A 16,517-nucleotide genomic window follows, 5' to 3' on the forward strand; every position below is an offset into this window, starting at 1 on the left:
ACGTCGCCATCCGGCAAAACGATTTATAGCGGCGAATCCTGGCTGATTTCATCCAGCGAGAGGTGAAAACTGGGTACAAACACCGCCATAAAATAGTCCATCTCTTCGCTGCGGCGCGACGCCAGGGTTTTTTCCAGTCGCGTTTTTGCCAGCAGGAATTCATTATTGCCCGCCGATAACTCTTCCAGACACTTCAGATAGGCGCAAAGCGCGTCGGCTTGCTTCACAACAGATTTCTCTTCTTCGCTGTAAGCATGTTCGTCGATCAGCGGTGCAAAAATATCGCGCAGTTCGTCAGGAACCATATCCACCAGTTTTTGTTGGGCAATTTTCTCAATCGCTTTGTATTCCTGCGCGATTTGCGAGTTGAAGTATTTCACCGGAGTCGGGAGATCGCCGGTCAACACTTCAGAGGCATCGTGGTACATCGCCAGTAGCGCAATACGCTCGGCATTGACCTGGCCGCCGAATTTGCGATTTTTGATAGCGGCAAGCGCGTGGGCGACCATCGCCACCTGCAAACTGTGTTCGGAGACGTTTTCGGTGCGCACGTTGCGCATCAATGGCCAGCGGTTAATCAGTTTCAGGCGGGAGAGGTGGGCAAAAAAATGGCTCTGCTTCATAGTGACCTTTTCATGATGACAACCTGAGGGTCATTGTGCGCAGAGAAGGCCATCGGATGCAAATACTCGTCTTGCTCACGTTGCATCCGACGGCCAGTTTACGGTTACAGCTGATGATACCCTGACAGGAAGCGCCCGAATTTACTCAGCGACATTTCAATGTCGTCAATACGAGGCAGCGTTACAATGCGGAAGTGATCTGGCCAGGGCCAGTTGAACGCGGTTCCCTGCACCAGCAGCACTTTTTCCTGCAACAGGAAGTCGAGCACCATCTTCTGGTCATCGTGGATGTTAAAGCGCTTCGCATCTATTTTCGGGAACATATACAGTGCGCCGCGCGGTTTCACGCAGGAAACGCCCGGAATATCGTTAATCAGCTCCCACGCACGGTTACGTTGTTCATACAAACGCCCGCCCGGCATGATGAATTCGCTAATACTCTGGTAGCCGCCCAGCGCCGTCTGGATCGCGTGCTGCGCCGGAACGTTGGCGCACAGACGCATTGACGCCAGCATCTCCAGCCCTTCAATGTAGCCTTTGGCGTGTTTTTTCGGCCCATTCAGCACCATCCAGCCCTGGCGGAATCCGGCGACGCGATAGGTTTTGGACAGCCCGTTGAACGTAATGGTCAGCAGATCCGGCGCCAGCGCGGCGATAGAATGATGCTCAGCGTCGTCGTAGAGGATCTTGTCGTAAATCTCATCGGCGAAAATGATCAGATTATGTTGACGGGCAATCTCAACGATCTCCATCAGCAGCTCTTTGGAGTAAACCGCGCCGGTTGGGTTATTCGGGTTGATTATCACAATGCCACGGGTACGCGGCGTGATTTTGGCGCGGATGTCGTCGAGATCCGGGAACCAGTCAGAAGATTCATCGCAAAGATAGTGTACCGCTTTGCCGCTGGAGAGCGAGACTGCCGCTGTCCACAGCGGGTAATCCGGCGCGGGAACCAGCATTTCGTCCCCGCTGTTCAGCAACGCCTGCATTGCCTGCACGATCAATTCGGATACGCCGTTACCAATATAGATATCTTCTACGGTGACGTCGCGCATGCCGCGCGCCTGGTAATGCTGCATGATCGCTTTGCGTGCGGAATACAGACCCTTTGAATCGCAATACCCCTGCGCCGTTGGTAAATTGCGGATGACATCGACCAGGATCTCATCAGGCGCTTCAAAACCAAAAGGGGCGGGGTTGCCGATGTTCAGTTTCAGAACTTTATTGCCTTCTTCTTCCAGGCGTTTCGCTTCTTTCAGAACAGGGCCGCGGATGTCATAACAGACATTTTCTAGTTTGCTGGATTTTTCAATGGGGGACATGAATCTTGACCTTTTTAGCTGTTATCGCCACTCCCTGCCGTGGAAGTCAGCACGGAACAATGTACTCCCACAGCGGTGAGTTTTGAAGGGTCAGCAGTAGAAGATTTTGCTCAGGCTTAGTGTGGGATTGTGCTGTTAAGTCCTGCTTTAATGCCATTATTACAGTTTTTATTACTGCTTTTATTTATTTTATTGGTTTTTTGTTTTTAGTATCAGGCTTTTGTGTGGTTGTATGTTTTGTTAAAAAATAGTCTAAACTCAGGGAGGAAAGTGTTAGCGGCATCAGCATAACTCAATTATCAGGAAAATACTGAATGCTTTTACGAAACTACTGTTATCGCCATGATCTGTAAACGTTAGGGTGTAAATCTATTGTTAAGTAGAATTAATGAGTAGTGGCGATCTTAATTAATTATTATTTAATATTTAAAAAGCACTTGCTGGTGAGATTAATAATACATAATTTTCTTAGTTAAGATAACATAATCACGCTTCAGATTATTCGTATTAAGGCTTATAAATATAGTGGTTTTGGGTTAAGATAAGCCCCAGGAAATGGTGCGCAGTCTGCGTTGTCTGCTAATTTTTATGACGAGCATCTATAACTAACTTGTTGCTCAGTAGGCTTTTTTTGTGTCGGTAAATGTCCGTTAACTTCTTTTACATTTACAAAATTACACGTTTATCCTTAGCAGAATTCCGTTGTTACCTAAAAAGGTATGCGTCTTCTCCTCGATATATCCCTGGTAATGACCTCTGGGATTATTCGAAAAGAAAGGAGAAGAGGTTGTTAGCAGCACCAAATACATTTTTACTTTCACTTGGTTACGCAAGTGAAACGGCGAGGGAAGCACATTACAAATGGAATTGTTTGTTTATGAACACACAGCATTAACCAGGTCAACATGGTATGACCCGCCAGTAAGTGAAAAATTATGATAAATGCAAATCGTCCGATAATTAACCTCGACCTCGATCTGCTGAGAACGTTTGTTGCTGTTGCCGATCTGAACACGTTCGCCGCTGCGGCGGCGGCGGTGTGTCGTACTCAGTCTGCGGTGAGTCAGCAAATGCAGCGTCTTGAGCAGCTTGTGGGCAAGGAGTTGTTCGCCCGTCATGGTCGTAACAAGCTGTTGACTGAACACGGTATTCAGCTTCTGGGTTACGCCAGAAAAATCCTGCGCTTTAATGATGAGGCGTGCTCATCATTGATGTTTAGCAATCTTCAGGGCGTATTAACAATTGGCGCTTCTGATGAATCCGCCGATACGATATTGCCTTTCCTGCTCAATCGGATCAGTTCGGTTTACCCGAAGCTTGCTCTGGATGTGAGGGTGAAACGTAACGCCTTTATGGTGGATATGCTGAAATCGCAGGAAGTGGATTTGATTGTCACTACGCACCGTCCGGGATCTTTCGAGTTCCTGAACCTGCGCACATCGCCGACACACTGGTACTGCGCGGCGGAATATGTGCTACAGAAGGGGGAACCGATCCCGCTGGTGTTGTTAGACGATCCCAGCCCGTTCCGCGATATCGTATTAGCGACGTTGAATGCGGCGAATATTCCCTGGCGCCTTGCCTATGTGGCCTCAACGTTAGCGGCGGTACGCGCGGCCGTAAAAGCCGGACTGGGGATCACCGCGCGACCGGTTGAGATGATGAGCCCGGATTTACGCGTACTCGGCGCTGCGGATGGATTACCGCCGTTGCCAGATACGGAATACTTACTGTGTCGCGATCCATCAGGCCAGAACGAACTGGCGCAGGTTATCTATCAGGCGATGGACAGTTACCAAAACCCCTGGCAATACAGTCAGTTTACTCCCGAAGGAGGAGACGATTCGCTGATGGTTGAAGGTGACTTTGAGTAGCCAGTCACAAAAAAAACGTTATAAAATGTAAGTGTAAAAAAGGGCCGCTGATGCTGAAAAAACATCCAGCGGTTCTTTTTTTATACAATTTACCGGCGTTTCGAACGTAAATGCGGGAAAAAGCCTAAAAAATCAGTAAGTAGTCATTAACCTGTTAATTTGGATGAAAAATAGGCACTGACGGTCTGGTTTTGTTTCCATGTTAAAAAACTAGAGAAATTGTTGCTGTTTTTTATGGCGGATTAACAAAAGCGTGTCACAGATCAAGAAAATACTCCCATTTAGGGGGAGGCATCTGCGTAAAATCCTGTCAAAATAGGAGTGTATTATCTCATTTACTTCACAACGGACACGATTCAACAACATTAAATTCGGGCTGGTGATGCGATCGAAATCAGTCAAAATGGCATTAAATGTTAATGGTGTTGGGTCGATGTAAATTAATGTGAGGGAACTTTTGTTAAAGTTGACAAAAGGTTATAGAAAGGAGTAAAAAACCACATCAATTAGCTGTTTAATCATTTTCTACAGTGATTGTAAGGTTTTTTTTATTCCTCCCCATGAATCGATGTGGCGTTCATCTGCCGAAAAGAGCAGAGAATTTGGCGCTACTTTTGATGAGTAAGCAATGAGTATGTCAACATCCACTGAAATCATCGCTCATCACTGGGCATTCGCTATCTTTCTTATTATTGCCATTGGCCTGTGCTGCCTGATGCTCGTCGGCGGTTGGTTTTTAGGCGGTCGCGCACGCGCGAGGTCGAAAAACACCCCGTTTGAATCAGGTATCGACTCGGTCGGCTCCGCCCGCTTACGCCTGTCTGCCAAGTTTTACCTGGTAGCCATGTTCTTCGTTATCTTCGACGTTGAAGCGCTGTATCTGTTCGCATGGTCGACTTCTATCCGTGAAAGCGGTTGGGTAGGCTTTGTGGAAGCTGCAATTTTTATTTTTGTGTTACTGGCTGGTCTGGTTTATCTGGTGCGTATTGGCGCGCTGGACTGGACGCCCGCGCGTTCACGCCGCGAGCGTATGAACCCGGAAACGAACAGTATCGCTAATCGTCAACGCTAACCGCGAGGCATTAAGATGGATTATACGCTCACCCGCATAGATCCCAACGGTGAGAATGACCGTTACCCCCTGCAAAAACAGGAGATCGTAACCGACCCCCTGGAGCAAGAAATCAACAAAAGCGTGTATATGGGCAAGCTCGAACACGCGCTGCATGACATGGTTAACTGGGGTCGTAAGAATTCAATTTGGCCGTATAACTTCGGCCTTTCCTGCTGCTATGTCGAGATGGTGACCTCTTTTACCGCCGTGCATGACGTGGCGCGCTTCGGCGCGGAAGTACTGCGTGCTTCGCCGCGTCAGGCCGACCTGATGGTGGTAGCGGGAACATGCTTTACCAAGATGGCGCCTGTTATTCAGCGTTTGTATGACCAGATGCTGGAGCCGAAGTGGGTGATTTCCATGGGGGCATGCGCTAACTCTGGCGGTATGTACGATATTTATTCGGTTGTGCAGGGCGTTGATAAATTTATCCCGGTAGATGTGTATATCCCGGGCTGCCCGCCGCGCCCCGAAGCGTACATGCAGGCGCTGATGTTGTTGCAGGAATCAATTGGCAAAGAACGTCGTCCGCTCTCCTGGGTGGTTGGCGATCAGGGCGTTTATCGCGCCAATATGCAGTCAGAGCGCGAACGTAAACGCGGCGAACGCATTGCAGTAACGAATCTACGTACACCAGACGAGATTTAATTTGCGCCTGTCGGCAGCAGACTTCACTTCGCTTATCACTACATAAATAACGCGAAGCACTGCCGACTACCACGGACCATTTGCAATGGTGAACAATATGACCGACTTAACCGCGCAAGACGCTGTATGGCAAACCCGGGATCATCTGGATGACCCGGTCATTGGCGAACTGCGCAACCGTTTTGGGCCGGATGCCTTTACCGTTCAGGCGACCCGCACCGGGGTACCCGTTGTTTGGGTCAAGCGTGAACAATTACTGGAAGTTGGCGATTTCTTAAAGAAACTGCCGAAACCTTACGTCATGCTGTTTGACTTACACGGCATGGACGAGCGTCTGCGCACGCATCGCGACGGGTTACCCGCTGCGGATTTTTCCGTTTTCTACCACCTGATCTCAATAGACCGCAATCGCGACATCATGCTCAAGGTGGCATTGTCTGAAAACGACCTGCATGTGCCGACGTTTACCAAACTCTTCCCGAACGCCAACTGGTACGAGCGTGAAACCTGGGAGATGTTTGGCATCACGTTTGACGGCCACCCGCACCTGACGCGTCTGCTGATGCCGCCGACCTGGGAAGGGCATCCGCTGCGTAAAGACTACCCGGCGCGCGCTACCGAATTCGATCCGTTTGAGCTGACCAAAGCCAAGCAGGATCTGGAGATGGAAGCGCTGACCTTCAAACCGGAAGACTGGGGGATGCAACGCGGCACCGAAAACGAGGACTTTATGTTCCTCAACCTCGGTCCAAACCACCCGTCCTCACACGGCGCATTCCGTATCGTACTTCAGCTTGACGGCGAAGAAATTGTCGACTGCGTGCCTGACATCGGCTACCACCACCGTGGCGCTGAGAAAATGGGCGAACGCCAGTCCTGGCACAGCTACATTCCGTATACCGACCGTATCGAATACCTCGGCGGCTGCGTCAACGAAATGCCGTACGTACTGGCGGTAGAGAAACTGGCGGGCATCACCGTACCGGATCGTGTAAACGTGATTCGCGTTATGCTCTCCGAACTGTTCCGCATTAACAGCCACCTGCTGTACATCTCGACGTTTATTCAGGACGTCGGCGCGATGACCCCGGTCTTCTTCGCCTTTACCGATCGTCAGAAAATTTACGATGTGGTGGAAGCGATCACCGGTTTCCGTATGCACCCGGCCTGGTTCCGTATCGGCGGCGTCGCGCACGACCTGCCGCGTGGCTGGGATCGCCTGCTGCGCGATTTCCTGGACTGGATGCCGAAGCGTCTGGACTCCTACGAGAAAGCGGCGCTGCGCAACACCATCCTGAAAGGGCGTTCCCAGGGCGTTGCCGCTTACGGCAAGAAAGAAGCGCTGGACTGGGGCTGTACAGGCGCCGCGCTGCGTGCGACCGGTATTGATTTCGACGTGCGTAAATCACGTCCGTACTCTGGCTACGAGAACTTTGACTTTGAAATCCCGGTTGGCGGCGGCGTGTCCGACTGCTATACCCGCGTGATGCTGAAAGTCGAAGAGCTGCGTCAGAGTTTGCGCATCCTTGAGCAGTGCCTCAATAACATGCCGGAAGGCCCGTTCAAAGCGGATCACCCGCTGACGACGCCGCCGCCGAAAGAGCGCACGCTGCAACATATCGAAACCCTGATCACCCACTTCCTGCAAGTGTCGTGGGGCCCGGTCATGCCTGCGAATGAATCCTTCCAGATGGTAGAGGCGACCAAGGGTATTAACAGTTACTACCTGACCAGCGATGGCAGCACCATGAGTTACCGTACTCGTATCCGTACCCCGAGCTATGCGCATTTGCAGCAGATTCCGGTGGCGGTGCGCGGCAGCCTGGTGTCTGACCTGATCGTTCATTTAGGTAGTATCGATTTTGTTATGTCAGATGTGGACCGCTAATTATGCACGAGAATCAACAACCACAAACCGAGGCTTTTGAGCTGAGTGCGGCAGAGCGTGAAGCCATTGAGCACGAGAAGCACCACTACGAAGACCCGCGTGCGGCGTCCATTGAAGCGCTGAAAATCGTACAGAAGCAGCGTGGCTGGGTGCCGGATGGCGCGATCTACGCGATCGCCGACGTGCTGGGTATTCCGGCGAGCGATGTCGAAGGCGTCGCCACATTCTACAGCCAGATCTTCCGCCAGCCGGTCGGTCGCCATGTGATCCGTTACTGTGACAGCGTGGTGTGCCATATCACCGGTTATCAGGGGATCCAGGCCGCGCTGGAGAAAAAACTCAATATCAAGCCGGGGCAGACGACCTTTGACGGTCGCTTTACGCTGCTGCCGACCTGTTGCCTGGGGAACTGCGACAAAGGGCCGAACATGATGATTGATGAGGATACTCACAGCCATCTGACCCCGGAAGCCATTCCCGAACTACTGGAGCGGTATAAATGAAAAACGTTATCCGTACTCCCGAAACGCATCCGCTGACCTGGCGTCTGCGTGATGACAAGCAGCCGGTATGGCTGGACGAATACCGTAGTAAAAACGGCTACGAAGGCGCGCGTAAAGCGCTGACCGGGCTGTCTCCTGACGAGATCGTCAATCAGGTGAAAGACGCTGGCCTGAAAGGGCGCGGCGGCGCGGGCTTCTCCACCGGTCTGAAGTGGAGCCTGATGCCGAAAGATGAATCCATGAACATCCGTTACCTGCTGTGTAACGCCGATGAAATGGAGCCGGGCACCTATAAAGACCGTCTGCTGATGGAGCAACTGCCGCACCTGCTGGTGGAAGGTATGTTGATCTCCGCCTTTGCCCTGAAAGCGTACCGTGGCTACATCTTCCTGCGTGGCGAATACATCGAAGCGGCTGTGCATCTGCGCCGCGCAATCGCGGAAGCGACCGACGCCGGTCTGCTCGGCAAAAACATCATGGGCACCGGTTTCGACTTCGAACTGTTTGTTCACACCGGGGCAGGGCGTTACATCTGCGGTGAAGAAACCGCGCTGATTAACTCCCTCGAAGGTCGTCGCGCCAACCCGCGCTCTAAGCCGCCGTTCCCGGCAAGCTCCGGCGTATGGGGCAAGCCGACCTGCGTCAACAACGTGGAAACGCTGTGTAACGTCCCGGCGATCCTCGCGAACGGCGTGGAGTGGTATCAGAACATTTCGAAGAGCAAAGATGCGGGCACCAAGCTGATGGGCTTCTCCGGTCGCGTGAAAAATCCGGGACTGTGGGAACTGCCGTTCGGCACTACCGCGCGTGAGATCCTCGAAGATTACGCCGGTGGCATGCGCGATGGCCTGAAATTCAAAGCCTGGCAGCCAGGCGGCGCGGGAACCGACTTCCTGACCGAAGCGCACCTCGACCTGCCGATGGAATTTGAAAGCATCGGTAAAGCGGGCAGCCGTCTGGGTACGGCGCTGGCGATGGCCGTTGACCACGAAATTGGCATGGTGTCGCTGGTGCGTAACCTGGAAGAGTTTTTTGCGCGCGAATCGTGCGGCTGGTGTACGCCGTGCCGCGACGGCCTGCCGTGGAGTGTAAAAATTCTGCGTGCGCTGGAACGTGGCGAAGGCCAGCCTGGGGATATCGAGACACTTGAGCAACTGTGTCGTTTCCTCGGGCCGGGTAAAACCTTCTGTGCGCATGCGCCAGGCGCGGTCGAACCGTTGCAGAGTGCCATTAAATATTTCCGCGAAGAATTCGAAGCTGGCATCAAGCAGCCGTTCAGCAATACCCATGTGATTGGTGGTATACAGCCGAACCTGCTGAAAGAGCGCTGGTAATTGCAGGCTTACCCCTGCATCGCGATAAGTCATTCGATTAACGCTTAGTCCCTGACTAAGCCAACTGGAAGCATGCTGACTATGGCTACGATTCATGTAGACGGCAAAGAATATGAGGTCAACGGCGCAGACAACCTGCTACAGGCATGTCTGTCCCTCGGCCTTGATATTCCGTACTTTTGCTGGCACCCGGCGCTGGGTAGCGTCGGTGCTTGCCGCCAGTGTGCGGTGAAGCAATATCAAAACGCGGAAGATACGCGTGGTCGCCTGGTGATGTCTTGTATGACGCCTGCCACCGACGGCACCTTTATTTCTATTGATGACGAAGAAGCGAAACAGTTCCGCGAAAGCGTGGTGGAATGGTTAATGACCAACCACCCGCACGATTGTCCGGTCTGTGAAGAGGGCGGTAACTGCCACCTTCAGGATATGACCGTGATGACGGGCCACAACTTCCGTCGTTACCGTTTCACTAAGCGTACTCACCGCAACCAGGATTTGGGGCCGTTCATCTCTCACGAAATGAACCGCTGCATCGCCTGCTACCGCTGTGTGCGTTACTACAAAGACTACGCAGACGGCGCGGATCTGGGCGTATATGGCGCGCATGACAACGTCTACTTCGGTCGTCCTGAAGACGGTACGCTTGAAAGCGAATTCTCCGGCAACCTGGTGGAAATCTGCCCGACCGGCGTATTCACCGACAAAACGCACTCCGAGCGTTATAACCGTAAGTGGGACATGCAGTTTGCGCCAAGCATCTGCCAGCAGTGCTCCATCGGTTGTAACACCAGCCCGGGCGAGCGCTACGGCGAACTGCGTCGCATCGAGAACCGTTACAACGGGACCGTTAACCACTACTTCCTCTGCGACCGTGGTCGTTTCGGTTATGGTTATGTGAACCTGAAAGACAGGCCTCGTCAGCCGATTCAGCGTCGTGGCGATGACCTGATCACCCTCAACGCCGAGCAGGCGATGCAGGGCGCGGCGGATATTCTGCGTCAGTCGAAGAAGGTGATCGGCATCGGTTCTCCGCGCGCCAGCGTTGAGAGCAACTTCGCGCTGCGTGAACTGGTGGGCGCGGATAACTTCTATACCGGTATCGCTCAGGGCGAGCAGGAACGTCTGCAACTGGCGCTGAAAGTGCTGCGCGAAGGCGGCATTCATACTCCGGCGCTGCGTGACATCGAATCTTACGATGCGGTACTGGTGCTGGGCGAAGATATTACCCAGACCGGCGCGCGCGTTGCGCTGGCGGTTCGCCAGGCGGTGAAAGGCAAAGCGCGTGAAATGGCGGCGGCCCAGAAAGTGGCCGACTGGCAGATTGCGGCCATCCTCAACATCGGCCAGCGCGCTAAGCATCCGCTGTTTGTGACCAATGTTGACAACACCCGTCTGGACGACATCGCGGCATGGACTTACCGTGCGCCGGTGGAAGATCAGGCGCGTTTAGGCTTTGCCATCGCTCATGCGCTGGACGACAGCGCACCGGTGGTCGACGGCATCAGCAGCGATTTGCAGAACAAAATCGACGTCATCGTTCAGGCGCTGGCGGGTGCGAAGAAACCACTGATTATCTCCGGCACCAACGCCGGTAGCGCGGAAGTGATTCAGGCGGCCGCCAACGTGGCGAAAGCGCTGAAAGGCCGTGGTTCGGATGTCGGCATCACCATGATTGCCCGCTCGGTCAACAGCATGGGGCTGGGCATGATGGGCGGCGGTTCGCTGGATGACGCGTTGACCGAACTGGAAACCGGTCGTGCCGACGCTGTCGTGGTGCTGGAAAACGATCTGCACCGTCATGCAAGCGCCGTTCGCGTAAATGCCGCGCTGGCAAAAGCGCCGCTGGTGATGGTGGTTGACCATCAGCGCACGGCGATTATGGAGAATGCGCATCTGGTGCTCTCCGCCGCAAGTTTTGCGGAAAGCGACGGTACGGTCATCAACAACGAAGGCCGCGCGCAGCGTTTCTTCCAGGTTTATGACCCGGCCTATTACGACAGCAACACCGTGATGCTGGAAAGCTGGCGCTGGCTGCACTCGCTGCACAGCACCGTGCAGAACCGCGAGGTGGACTGGACGCAACTGGACCACGTTATTGACGCCGCGATCGCCGCGATGCCGCAACTGGCGGGCATTAAAGATGCCGCGCCGGACGCGACCTTCCGCATTCGCGGGCAGAAACTGGCGCGTGAGCCGCACCGTTACAGCGGTCGTACCGCGATGCGCGCTAACATCAGCGTTCACGAGCCGCGTCAGCCGCAGGATAAAGACACCATGTTCGCCTTCTCAATGGAAGGGAACAACCAGCCGGGCGCGCCGCGTTCGCAGATTCCGTTTGCCTGGGCGCCAGGCTGGAACTCCCCACAGGCGTGGAACAAGTTCCAGGATGAAGTGGGCGGCAAACTGCGTCATGGCGATCCGGGCGTGCGTTTGATTGAAGCATCTGAAAACGGTCTTGATTACTTCACTACCGTTCCGGCCAGCTTCCAGGCGCAGGATGGTCAGTGGCGTATCGCGCCGTACTATCACCTGTTTGGCAGTGACGAAATGTCGCAGCGTTCTCCGGTCTTCCAGAGCCGTATGCCGCAACCGTACATCAAACTCAACCCGGCTGATGCCGCGAAGTTGGGCGTGAATGCGGGAACGCGCGTTTCTTTCAGCTACGACGGCAATACGGTAACGCTGCCGGTTGAAATCGCTGAAGGCTTAACGGCAGGGCAGGTCGGATTGCCGATGGGTATGCCTGGCATCGCGCCGGTTCTGGCGGGCGGTCGTCTTGAGAATCTGCAGGAGGCGCAACAATGAGTTGGATTACACCGGATCTGATCGAGATCCTGCTGAGCATTCTCAAAGCGGTGGTGATCCTGCTGGTGGTGGTCACCTGCGGGGCATTCATGAGCTTTGGCGAACGTCGTCTGCTGGGTCTGTTCCAGAACCGTTATGGGCCAAACCGCGTTGGCTGGGGCGGTTCGCTCCAGCTGGTCGCGGACATGATCAAAATGTTCTTTAAAGAGGACTGGATCCCGAAATTCTCGGATCGCGTCATCTTTACCCTGGCGCCGATGATCGCTTTTACCTCGCTGCTGCTGGCGTTCGCTATCGTTCCGGTTAGCCCGACCTGGGTTGTCGCTGACCTGAACATCGGGATTTTGTTCTTCCTGATGATGGCGGGCCTGGCGGTGTATGCGGTGCTGTTCGCCGGTTGGTCGAGCAACAACAAATACTCGCTGCTGGGGGCGATGCGTGCATCAGCACAGACGCTCAGCTACGAAGTGTTCCTCGGGCTTTCCCTGATGGGCGTGGTGGCGCAGGCCGGTTCATTTAATATGACCGACATCGTCAACAACCAGGCTGATATCTGGAACGTTATTCCGCAGTTCTTTGGTTTTGTCACCTTTGCCATCGCGGGCGTGGCGGTGTGTCACCGTCATCCGTTTGACCAGCCGGAAGCCGAACAGGAACTGGCCGATGGTTACCACATTGAATATTCCGGTATGAAATTCGGTCTGTTCTTCGTGGGGGAATACATCGGTATCGTTACTATCTCCGCGCTGATGGTGACGCTGTTCTTCGGTGGCTGGCATGGCCCGTTCTTACCGCCATTCATCTGGTTCGCGCTGAAAACCGCGTTCTTTATGATGATGTTCATTTTGATTCGTGCGTCGTTACCGCGTCCTCGTTATGACCAGGTAATGTCCTTCGGCTGGAAAGTCTGCCTGCCGTTGACGCTCATCAACTTGCTGGTAACGGCGGCTGTCATTCTCTGGCAGGCGCAATAAGGGGCACAAAGACCATGACCTTAAAAGAATTGTTAGTAGGCTTCGGCACCCAGGTACGCAGTATCTGGATGATCGGCCTGCATGCGTTCGCGAAACGCGAAACGCAGATGTACCCGGAAGAGCCGGTCTATCTACCGCCTCGTTACCGTGGCCGTATCGTGCTGACGCGCGACCCGGACGGCGAGGAGCGTTGCGTTGCCTGTAACCTGTGTGCGGTAGCCTGCCCGGTAGGCTGTATCTCGCTGCAAAAAGCAGAGATGAAAGATGGTCGCTGGTATCCTGAGTTTTTCCGTATCAACTTCTCACGTTGCATTTTCTGCGGCCTGTGCGAAGAAGCCTGTCCGACGACGGCCATTCAGCTCACCCCCGATTTTGAAATGGGTGAGTACAAGCGCCAGGACCTGGTTTATGAGAAAGAGGATCTGCTGATCTCCGGTCCGGGCAAATACCCGGAATATAACTTCTACCGGATGGCAGGTATGGCAATCGACGGCAAAGATAAGGGCGAAGCAGAGAACGAAGCCAAGCCTATCGACGTCAAGAGCCTGTTACCGTAAGGAGAGGGGCAATGGAGTTCGCTTTTTATATCTGTGGCCTGATCGCCATTCTCGCAACCTTGCGAGTCATCACCCATACCAATCCGGTACACGCGTTGCTGTATCTGATTATTTCGCTGCTGGCGATTTCCGGGGTGTTTTTCTCGCTGGGCGCTTACTTTGCCGGTGCGCTGGAAATTATCGTTTATGCGGGCGCCATCATGGTGCTGTTCGTGTTCGTGGTCATGATGCTCAACCTCGGCGGTTCGGAAATCGAACAGGAACGCCAGTGGCTGAAACCGCAGGTGTGGATTGGCCCGGCGATTTTGTCGGCCATCATGCTGGTGGTGATCGTGTACGCCATTCTGGGCGTCAACGACCAGGGTATCGACGGTACGCCAATTAGCGCCAAAGCGGTCGGTATCTCGCTGTTTGGGCCTTACGTTCTGGCGGTCGAACTGGCCTCTATGCTGCTGCTGGCCGGTCTGGTTGTCGCCTTCCACGTCGGTCGCGAAGAGCGTGTGGGCGAAGTGCTGAGCAACCGTCCTGGTGACAGCGCGAAAAGAAAAACGGAGGAGCACGCATGATCCCCTTACAACATGGACTGATCCTCGCGGCGATTTTATTCGTGCTGGGCTTAACCGGTCTGGTTATCCGCCGCAATCTGCTGTTTATGCTGATTGGGCTGGAAATCATGATTAACGCCTCCGCGCTGGCCTTCGTGGTCGCCGGGAGCTACTGGGGCCAGACGGATGGTCAGGTGATGTACATTCTCGCCATCAGCCTTGCGGCTGCGGAGGCGAGTATTGGCCTGGCGCTGTTACTGCAACTTCATCGCCGTCGCCAGAACCTGAACATCGATTCAGTAAGTGAGATGCGTGGATGAACATGCTTGCCTTAACCATTATTCTGCCATTGATTGGCTTTGTATTACTGGCGTTCTCTCGCGGTCGCTGGTCGGAAAACCTCTCCGCGACTGTGGGCGTCGGCTCCATTGGCCTGGCGGCGCTGGTGACGGCGTTTGTCGGCGTTGACTTCTTCGCTAACGGCAAGCAGGCGTTCAGCCAGCCGCTGTGGACGTGGATGTCGGTGGGTGATTTCAACATCGGTTTCAACCTGGTGCTGGACGGCCTGTCGCTGACCATGCTCTCGGTAGTGACCGGCGTGGGTTTCCTGATCCACATGTTCGCCTCCTGGTATATGCGCGGTGAAGAGGGATACTCCCGCTTCTTCGCCTACACCAACCTGTTTATCGCCAGCATGGTTATTCTGGTGCTGTCCGATAACCTGCTGCTGATGTACCTCGGCTGGGAAGGCGTGGGTCTGTGCTCCTATCTGCTGATCGGTTTCTACTACACCGATCCGAAGAATGGCGCTGCGGCAATGAAAGCGTTTGTTGTGACCCGTGTGGGCGACGTGTTCCTCGCGTTTGCGCTGTTCATTCTGTACAACGAACTGGGCACCCTGAACTTCCGCGAAATGGTGGAACTGGCGCCAGCGCACTTCGCCGACGGCAACAACATGCTGATGTGGGCGACGCTGATGCTGCTGGGCGGCGCGGTAGGTAAATCTGCGCAGCTGCCGTTGCAGACCTGGCTTGCAGACGCGATGGCGGGCCCGACGCCTGTCTCCGCGCTGATCCACGCCGCGACGATGGTTACCGCTGGTGTTTACCTGATTGCCCGTACCCACGGCCTGTTCCTGATGACGCCGGAAGTGCTGCATCTGGTGGGGATCGTTGGGGCGATTACGCTGGTGCTGGCCGGTTTCGCCGCGCTGGTGCAGACCGACATCAAACGTGTTCTCGCTTACTCCACCATGAGCCAGATTGGCTACATGTTCCTGGCGCTGGGCGTCCAGGCGTGGGATGCGGCGATTTTCCACCTGATGACGCACGCCTTCTTTAAAGCGCTGTTGTTCCTGGCGTCCGGCTCGGTGATTCTGGCCTGCCACCACGAACAGAACATCTTCAAGATGGGCGGCTTGCGTAAGTCTATTCCGCTGGTGTATCTCTGCTTCCTGGTGGGTGGCGCGGCGCTGTCGGCTCTGCCGCTGATTACCGCCGGCTTCTTCAGTAAGGATGAGATTCTGGCCGGCGCGATGGCGAATGGTCATATCAATCTGATGGTTGCAGGTCTGGTCGGTGCGTTCATGACCTCCTTGTACACCTTCCGTATGATTTTCATCGTGTTTCACGGTAAAGAACAAATTCACGCTCATGCAGGGAAGGGGATTACGCATCACCTGCCGCTGATTGTGCTGATGGTACTGTCCACCTTTGTTGGCGCGCTGATTGTGCCGCCGTTGCAGGGTGTGCTGCCGCAGACGACCGAGCTTGAGCATAGCCGCGTGATGACCCTGGAAATTGCCTCCGGCGTGGTTGCGATTGTCGGCATCCTGATTGCCGCATGGCTGTGGCTGGGTAAACGTACTCTGGTGACTTCTGTCGCCAACAGTGCGCCGGGCCGTCTGCTGGGCACCTGGTGGTATAACGCCTGGGGCTTCGACTGGCTGTACGACAAAGTGTTCGTGAAGCCGTTCCTCGGCGTTGCCTGGCTGCTGAAACGCGACCCGCTCAATGCGCTGATGAACGTTCCGGCTATCCTTTCCCGCTTTGCAGGTAAAGGCCTGCTGCTCAGCGAGAACGGATATCTGCGCTGGTATGTGGCATCCATGAGCATCGGTGCGGTCGTTGTGCTGGCGCTGTTGATGGTACTGCGTTGAGTTTGAGGATTGTGGGGTTGATGTCGGATGGCGCTGGCGCTTATCCGACCTACGGGAATCTGTAGGCCCGGTAAGCGTTAGCGCCACCGGGCAAAAAAGGCCGCAATCCGAAGTGAATTTTCTGTTGTGAGAATTCGTTGAAAATCAGGTCCTGATGGGACTTTAACAA

The 16,517-nt window shown here is 54.3% G+C and carries 14 protein-coding genes; 12 read left to right on the plus strand and 2 right to left on the minus strand.

The genetic code is table 11. From position 1 onward, the window contains the following. Nucleotides 1-23 precede the first annotated feature (23 nt). Together yfbR and alaA are read right to left on the minus strand one after the other, a co-directional pair. Nucleotides 24-623 carry a 5'-deoxynucleotidase gene (gene yfbR / locus FD428_RS07020; RefSeq protein ID WP_012131486.1) on the minus strand — a complete coding sequence of 200 codons (600 nt, stop codon included), beginning with the start codon at nucleotides 621-623 and terminating at the stop codon, nucleotides 24-26. A gap of 104 nt (nucleotides 624-727) precedes the next feature. Continuing rightward, on the minus strand, nucleotides 728-1,945 hold the full coding sequence (gene alaA, locus FD428_RS07025) for an alanine transaminase AlaA (protein ID WP_012131487.1): 1,218 nt from the start codon (nucleotides 1,943-1,945) through the stop codon (nucleotides 728-730). 935 nt (nucleotides 1,946-2,880) lie between these two features. Here alaA and lrhA point away from each other — a divergent pair. The 12 genes from lrhA (at nucleotide 2,881) to nuoL (ending at nucleotide 16,348) form a co-directional block, all read left to right on the plus strand. Further along, entirely contained in the window at nucleotides 2,881-3,819 is a 939-nt protein-coding gene (gene lrhA, locus FD428_RS07030) for a transcriptional regulator LrhA (RefSeq protein WP_012131489.1), read from the plus strand. Between the two features lie 628 nt (nucleotides 3,820-4,447). Beyond that, a complete protein-coding gene (gene nuoA / locus FD428_RS07035; protein WP_012131490.1) occupies nucleotides 4,448-4,891 on the plus strand; it encodes an NADH-quinone oxidoreductase subunit NuoA in 444 nt (147 codons plus the stop codon). Nucleotides 4,892-4,906: 15 nt separating this feature from the next. After that, nucleotides 4,907-5,581, plus strand: coding sequence for an NADH-quinone oxidoreductase subunit NuoB (gene nuoB, locus FD428_RS07040; RefSeq protein ID WP_012131491.1), 675 nt, complete (start codon nucleotides 4,907-4,909; stop codon nucleotides 5,579-5,581). 85 nt (nucleotides 5,582-5,666) lie between these two features. Then, a complete protein-coding gene (gene nuoC, locus FD428_RS07045) occupies nucleotides 5,667-7,469 on the plus strand; it encodes an NADH-quinone oxidoreductase subunit C/D (RefSeq protein WP_012131492.1) in 1,803 nt (600 codons plus the stop codon). A 2-nt stretch (nucleotides 7,470-7,471) separates the two neighbouring features. Then, nucleotides 7,472-7,972, plus strand: a complete 501-nt coding sequence (nuoE, locus tag FD428_RS07050) for an NADH-quinone oxidoreductase subunit NuoE (RefSeq protein ID WP_012131493.1) — start codon at nucleotides 7,472-7,474, stop codon at nucleotides 7,970-7,972. After that, on the plus strand, nucleotides 7,969-9,306 hold the full coding sequence (gene nuoF, locus FD428_RS07055) for an NADH-quinone oxidoreductase subunit NuoF (protein WP_114848252.1): 1,338 nt from the start codon (nucleotides 7,969-7,971) through the stop codon (nucleotides 9,304-9,306). Before nuoE ends, nuoF begins: the two co-directional genes overlap by 4 nt. 81 nt (nucleotides 9,307-9,387) lie before the next feature. Next, a complete protein-coding gene (gene nuoG / locus FD428_RS07060) occupies nucleotides 9,388-12,114 on the plus strand; it encodes an NADH-quinone oxidoreductase subunit NuoG (protein ID WP_047463972.1) in 2,727 nt (908 codons plus the stop codon). Further along, a complete protein-coding gene (nuoH, locus tag FD428_RS07065; RefSeq protein WP_012131496.1) occupies nucleotides 12,111-13,088 on the plus strand; it encodes an NADH-quinone oxidoreductase subunit NuoH in 978 nt (325 codons plus the stop codon). Before nuoG ends, nuoH begins: the two co-directional genes overlap by 4 nt. Before the next feature lie 14 nt (nucleotides 13,089-13,102). Further along, on the plus strand, nucleotides 13,103-13,645 hold the full coding sequence (nuoI, locus tag FD428_RS07070) for an NADH-quinone oxidoreductase subunit NuoI (protein WP_012131497.1): 543 nt from the start codon (nucleotides 13,103-13,105) through the stop codon (nucleotides 13,643-13,645). 11 nt (nucleotides 13,646-13,656) lie between these two features. Further along, the gene (gene nuoJ / locus FD428_RS07075) at nucleotides 13,657-14,211 is read left to right on the plus strand and encodes an NADH-quinone oxidoreductase subunit J (protein ID WP_012131498.1); all 555 of its coding nucleotides are present in this window, start codon (nucleotides 13,657-13,659) and stop codon (nucleotides 14,209-14,211) included. Beyond that, nucleotides 14,208-14,510 (plus strand): NADH-quinone oxidoreductase subunit NuoK, encoded by a 303-nt coding sequence (gene nuoK, locus FD428_RS07080; protein WP_000612644.1) that lies wholly within the window; start codon nucleotides 14,208-14,210, stop codon nucleotides 14,508-14,510. The genes nuoJ and nuoK overlap by 4 nt, the downstream gene beginning before the upstream one ends. Next, a complete protein-coding gene (gene nuoL, locus FD428_RS07085) occupies nucleotides 14,507-16,348 on the plus strand; it encodes an NADH-quinone oxidoreductase subunit L (protein ID WP_012131499.1) in 1,842 nt (613 codons plus the stop codon). The genes nuoK and nuoL overlap by 4 nt, the downstream gene beginning before the upstream one ends. Nucleotides 16,349-16,517 lie beyond the last annotated feature (169 nt).

Origin of the sequence: Citrobacter sp. TBCP-5362 (assembly GCF_005406305.1) — a bacterium.
Taxonomy (GTDB): Bacteria; Pseudomonadota; Gammaproteobacteria; order Enterobacterales; family Enterobacteriaceae; genus Citrobacter_B; species Citrobacter_B koseri.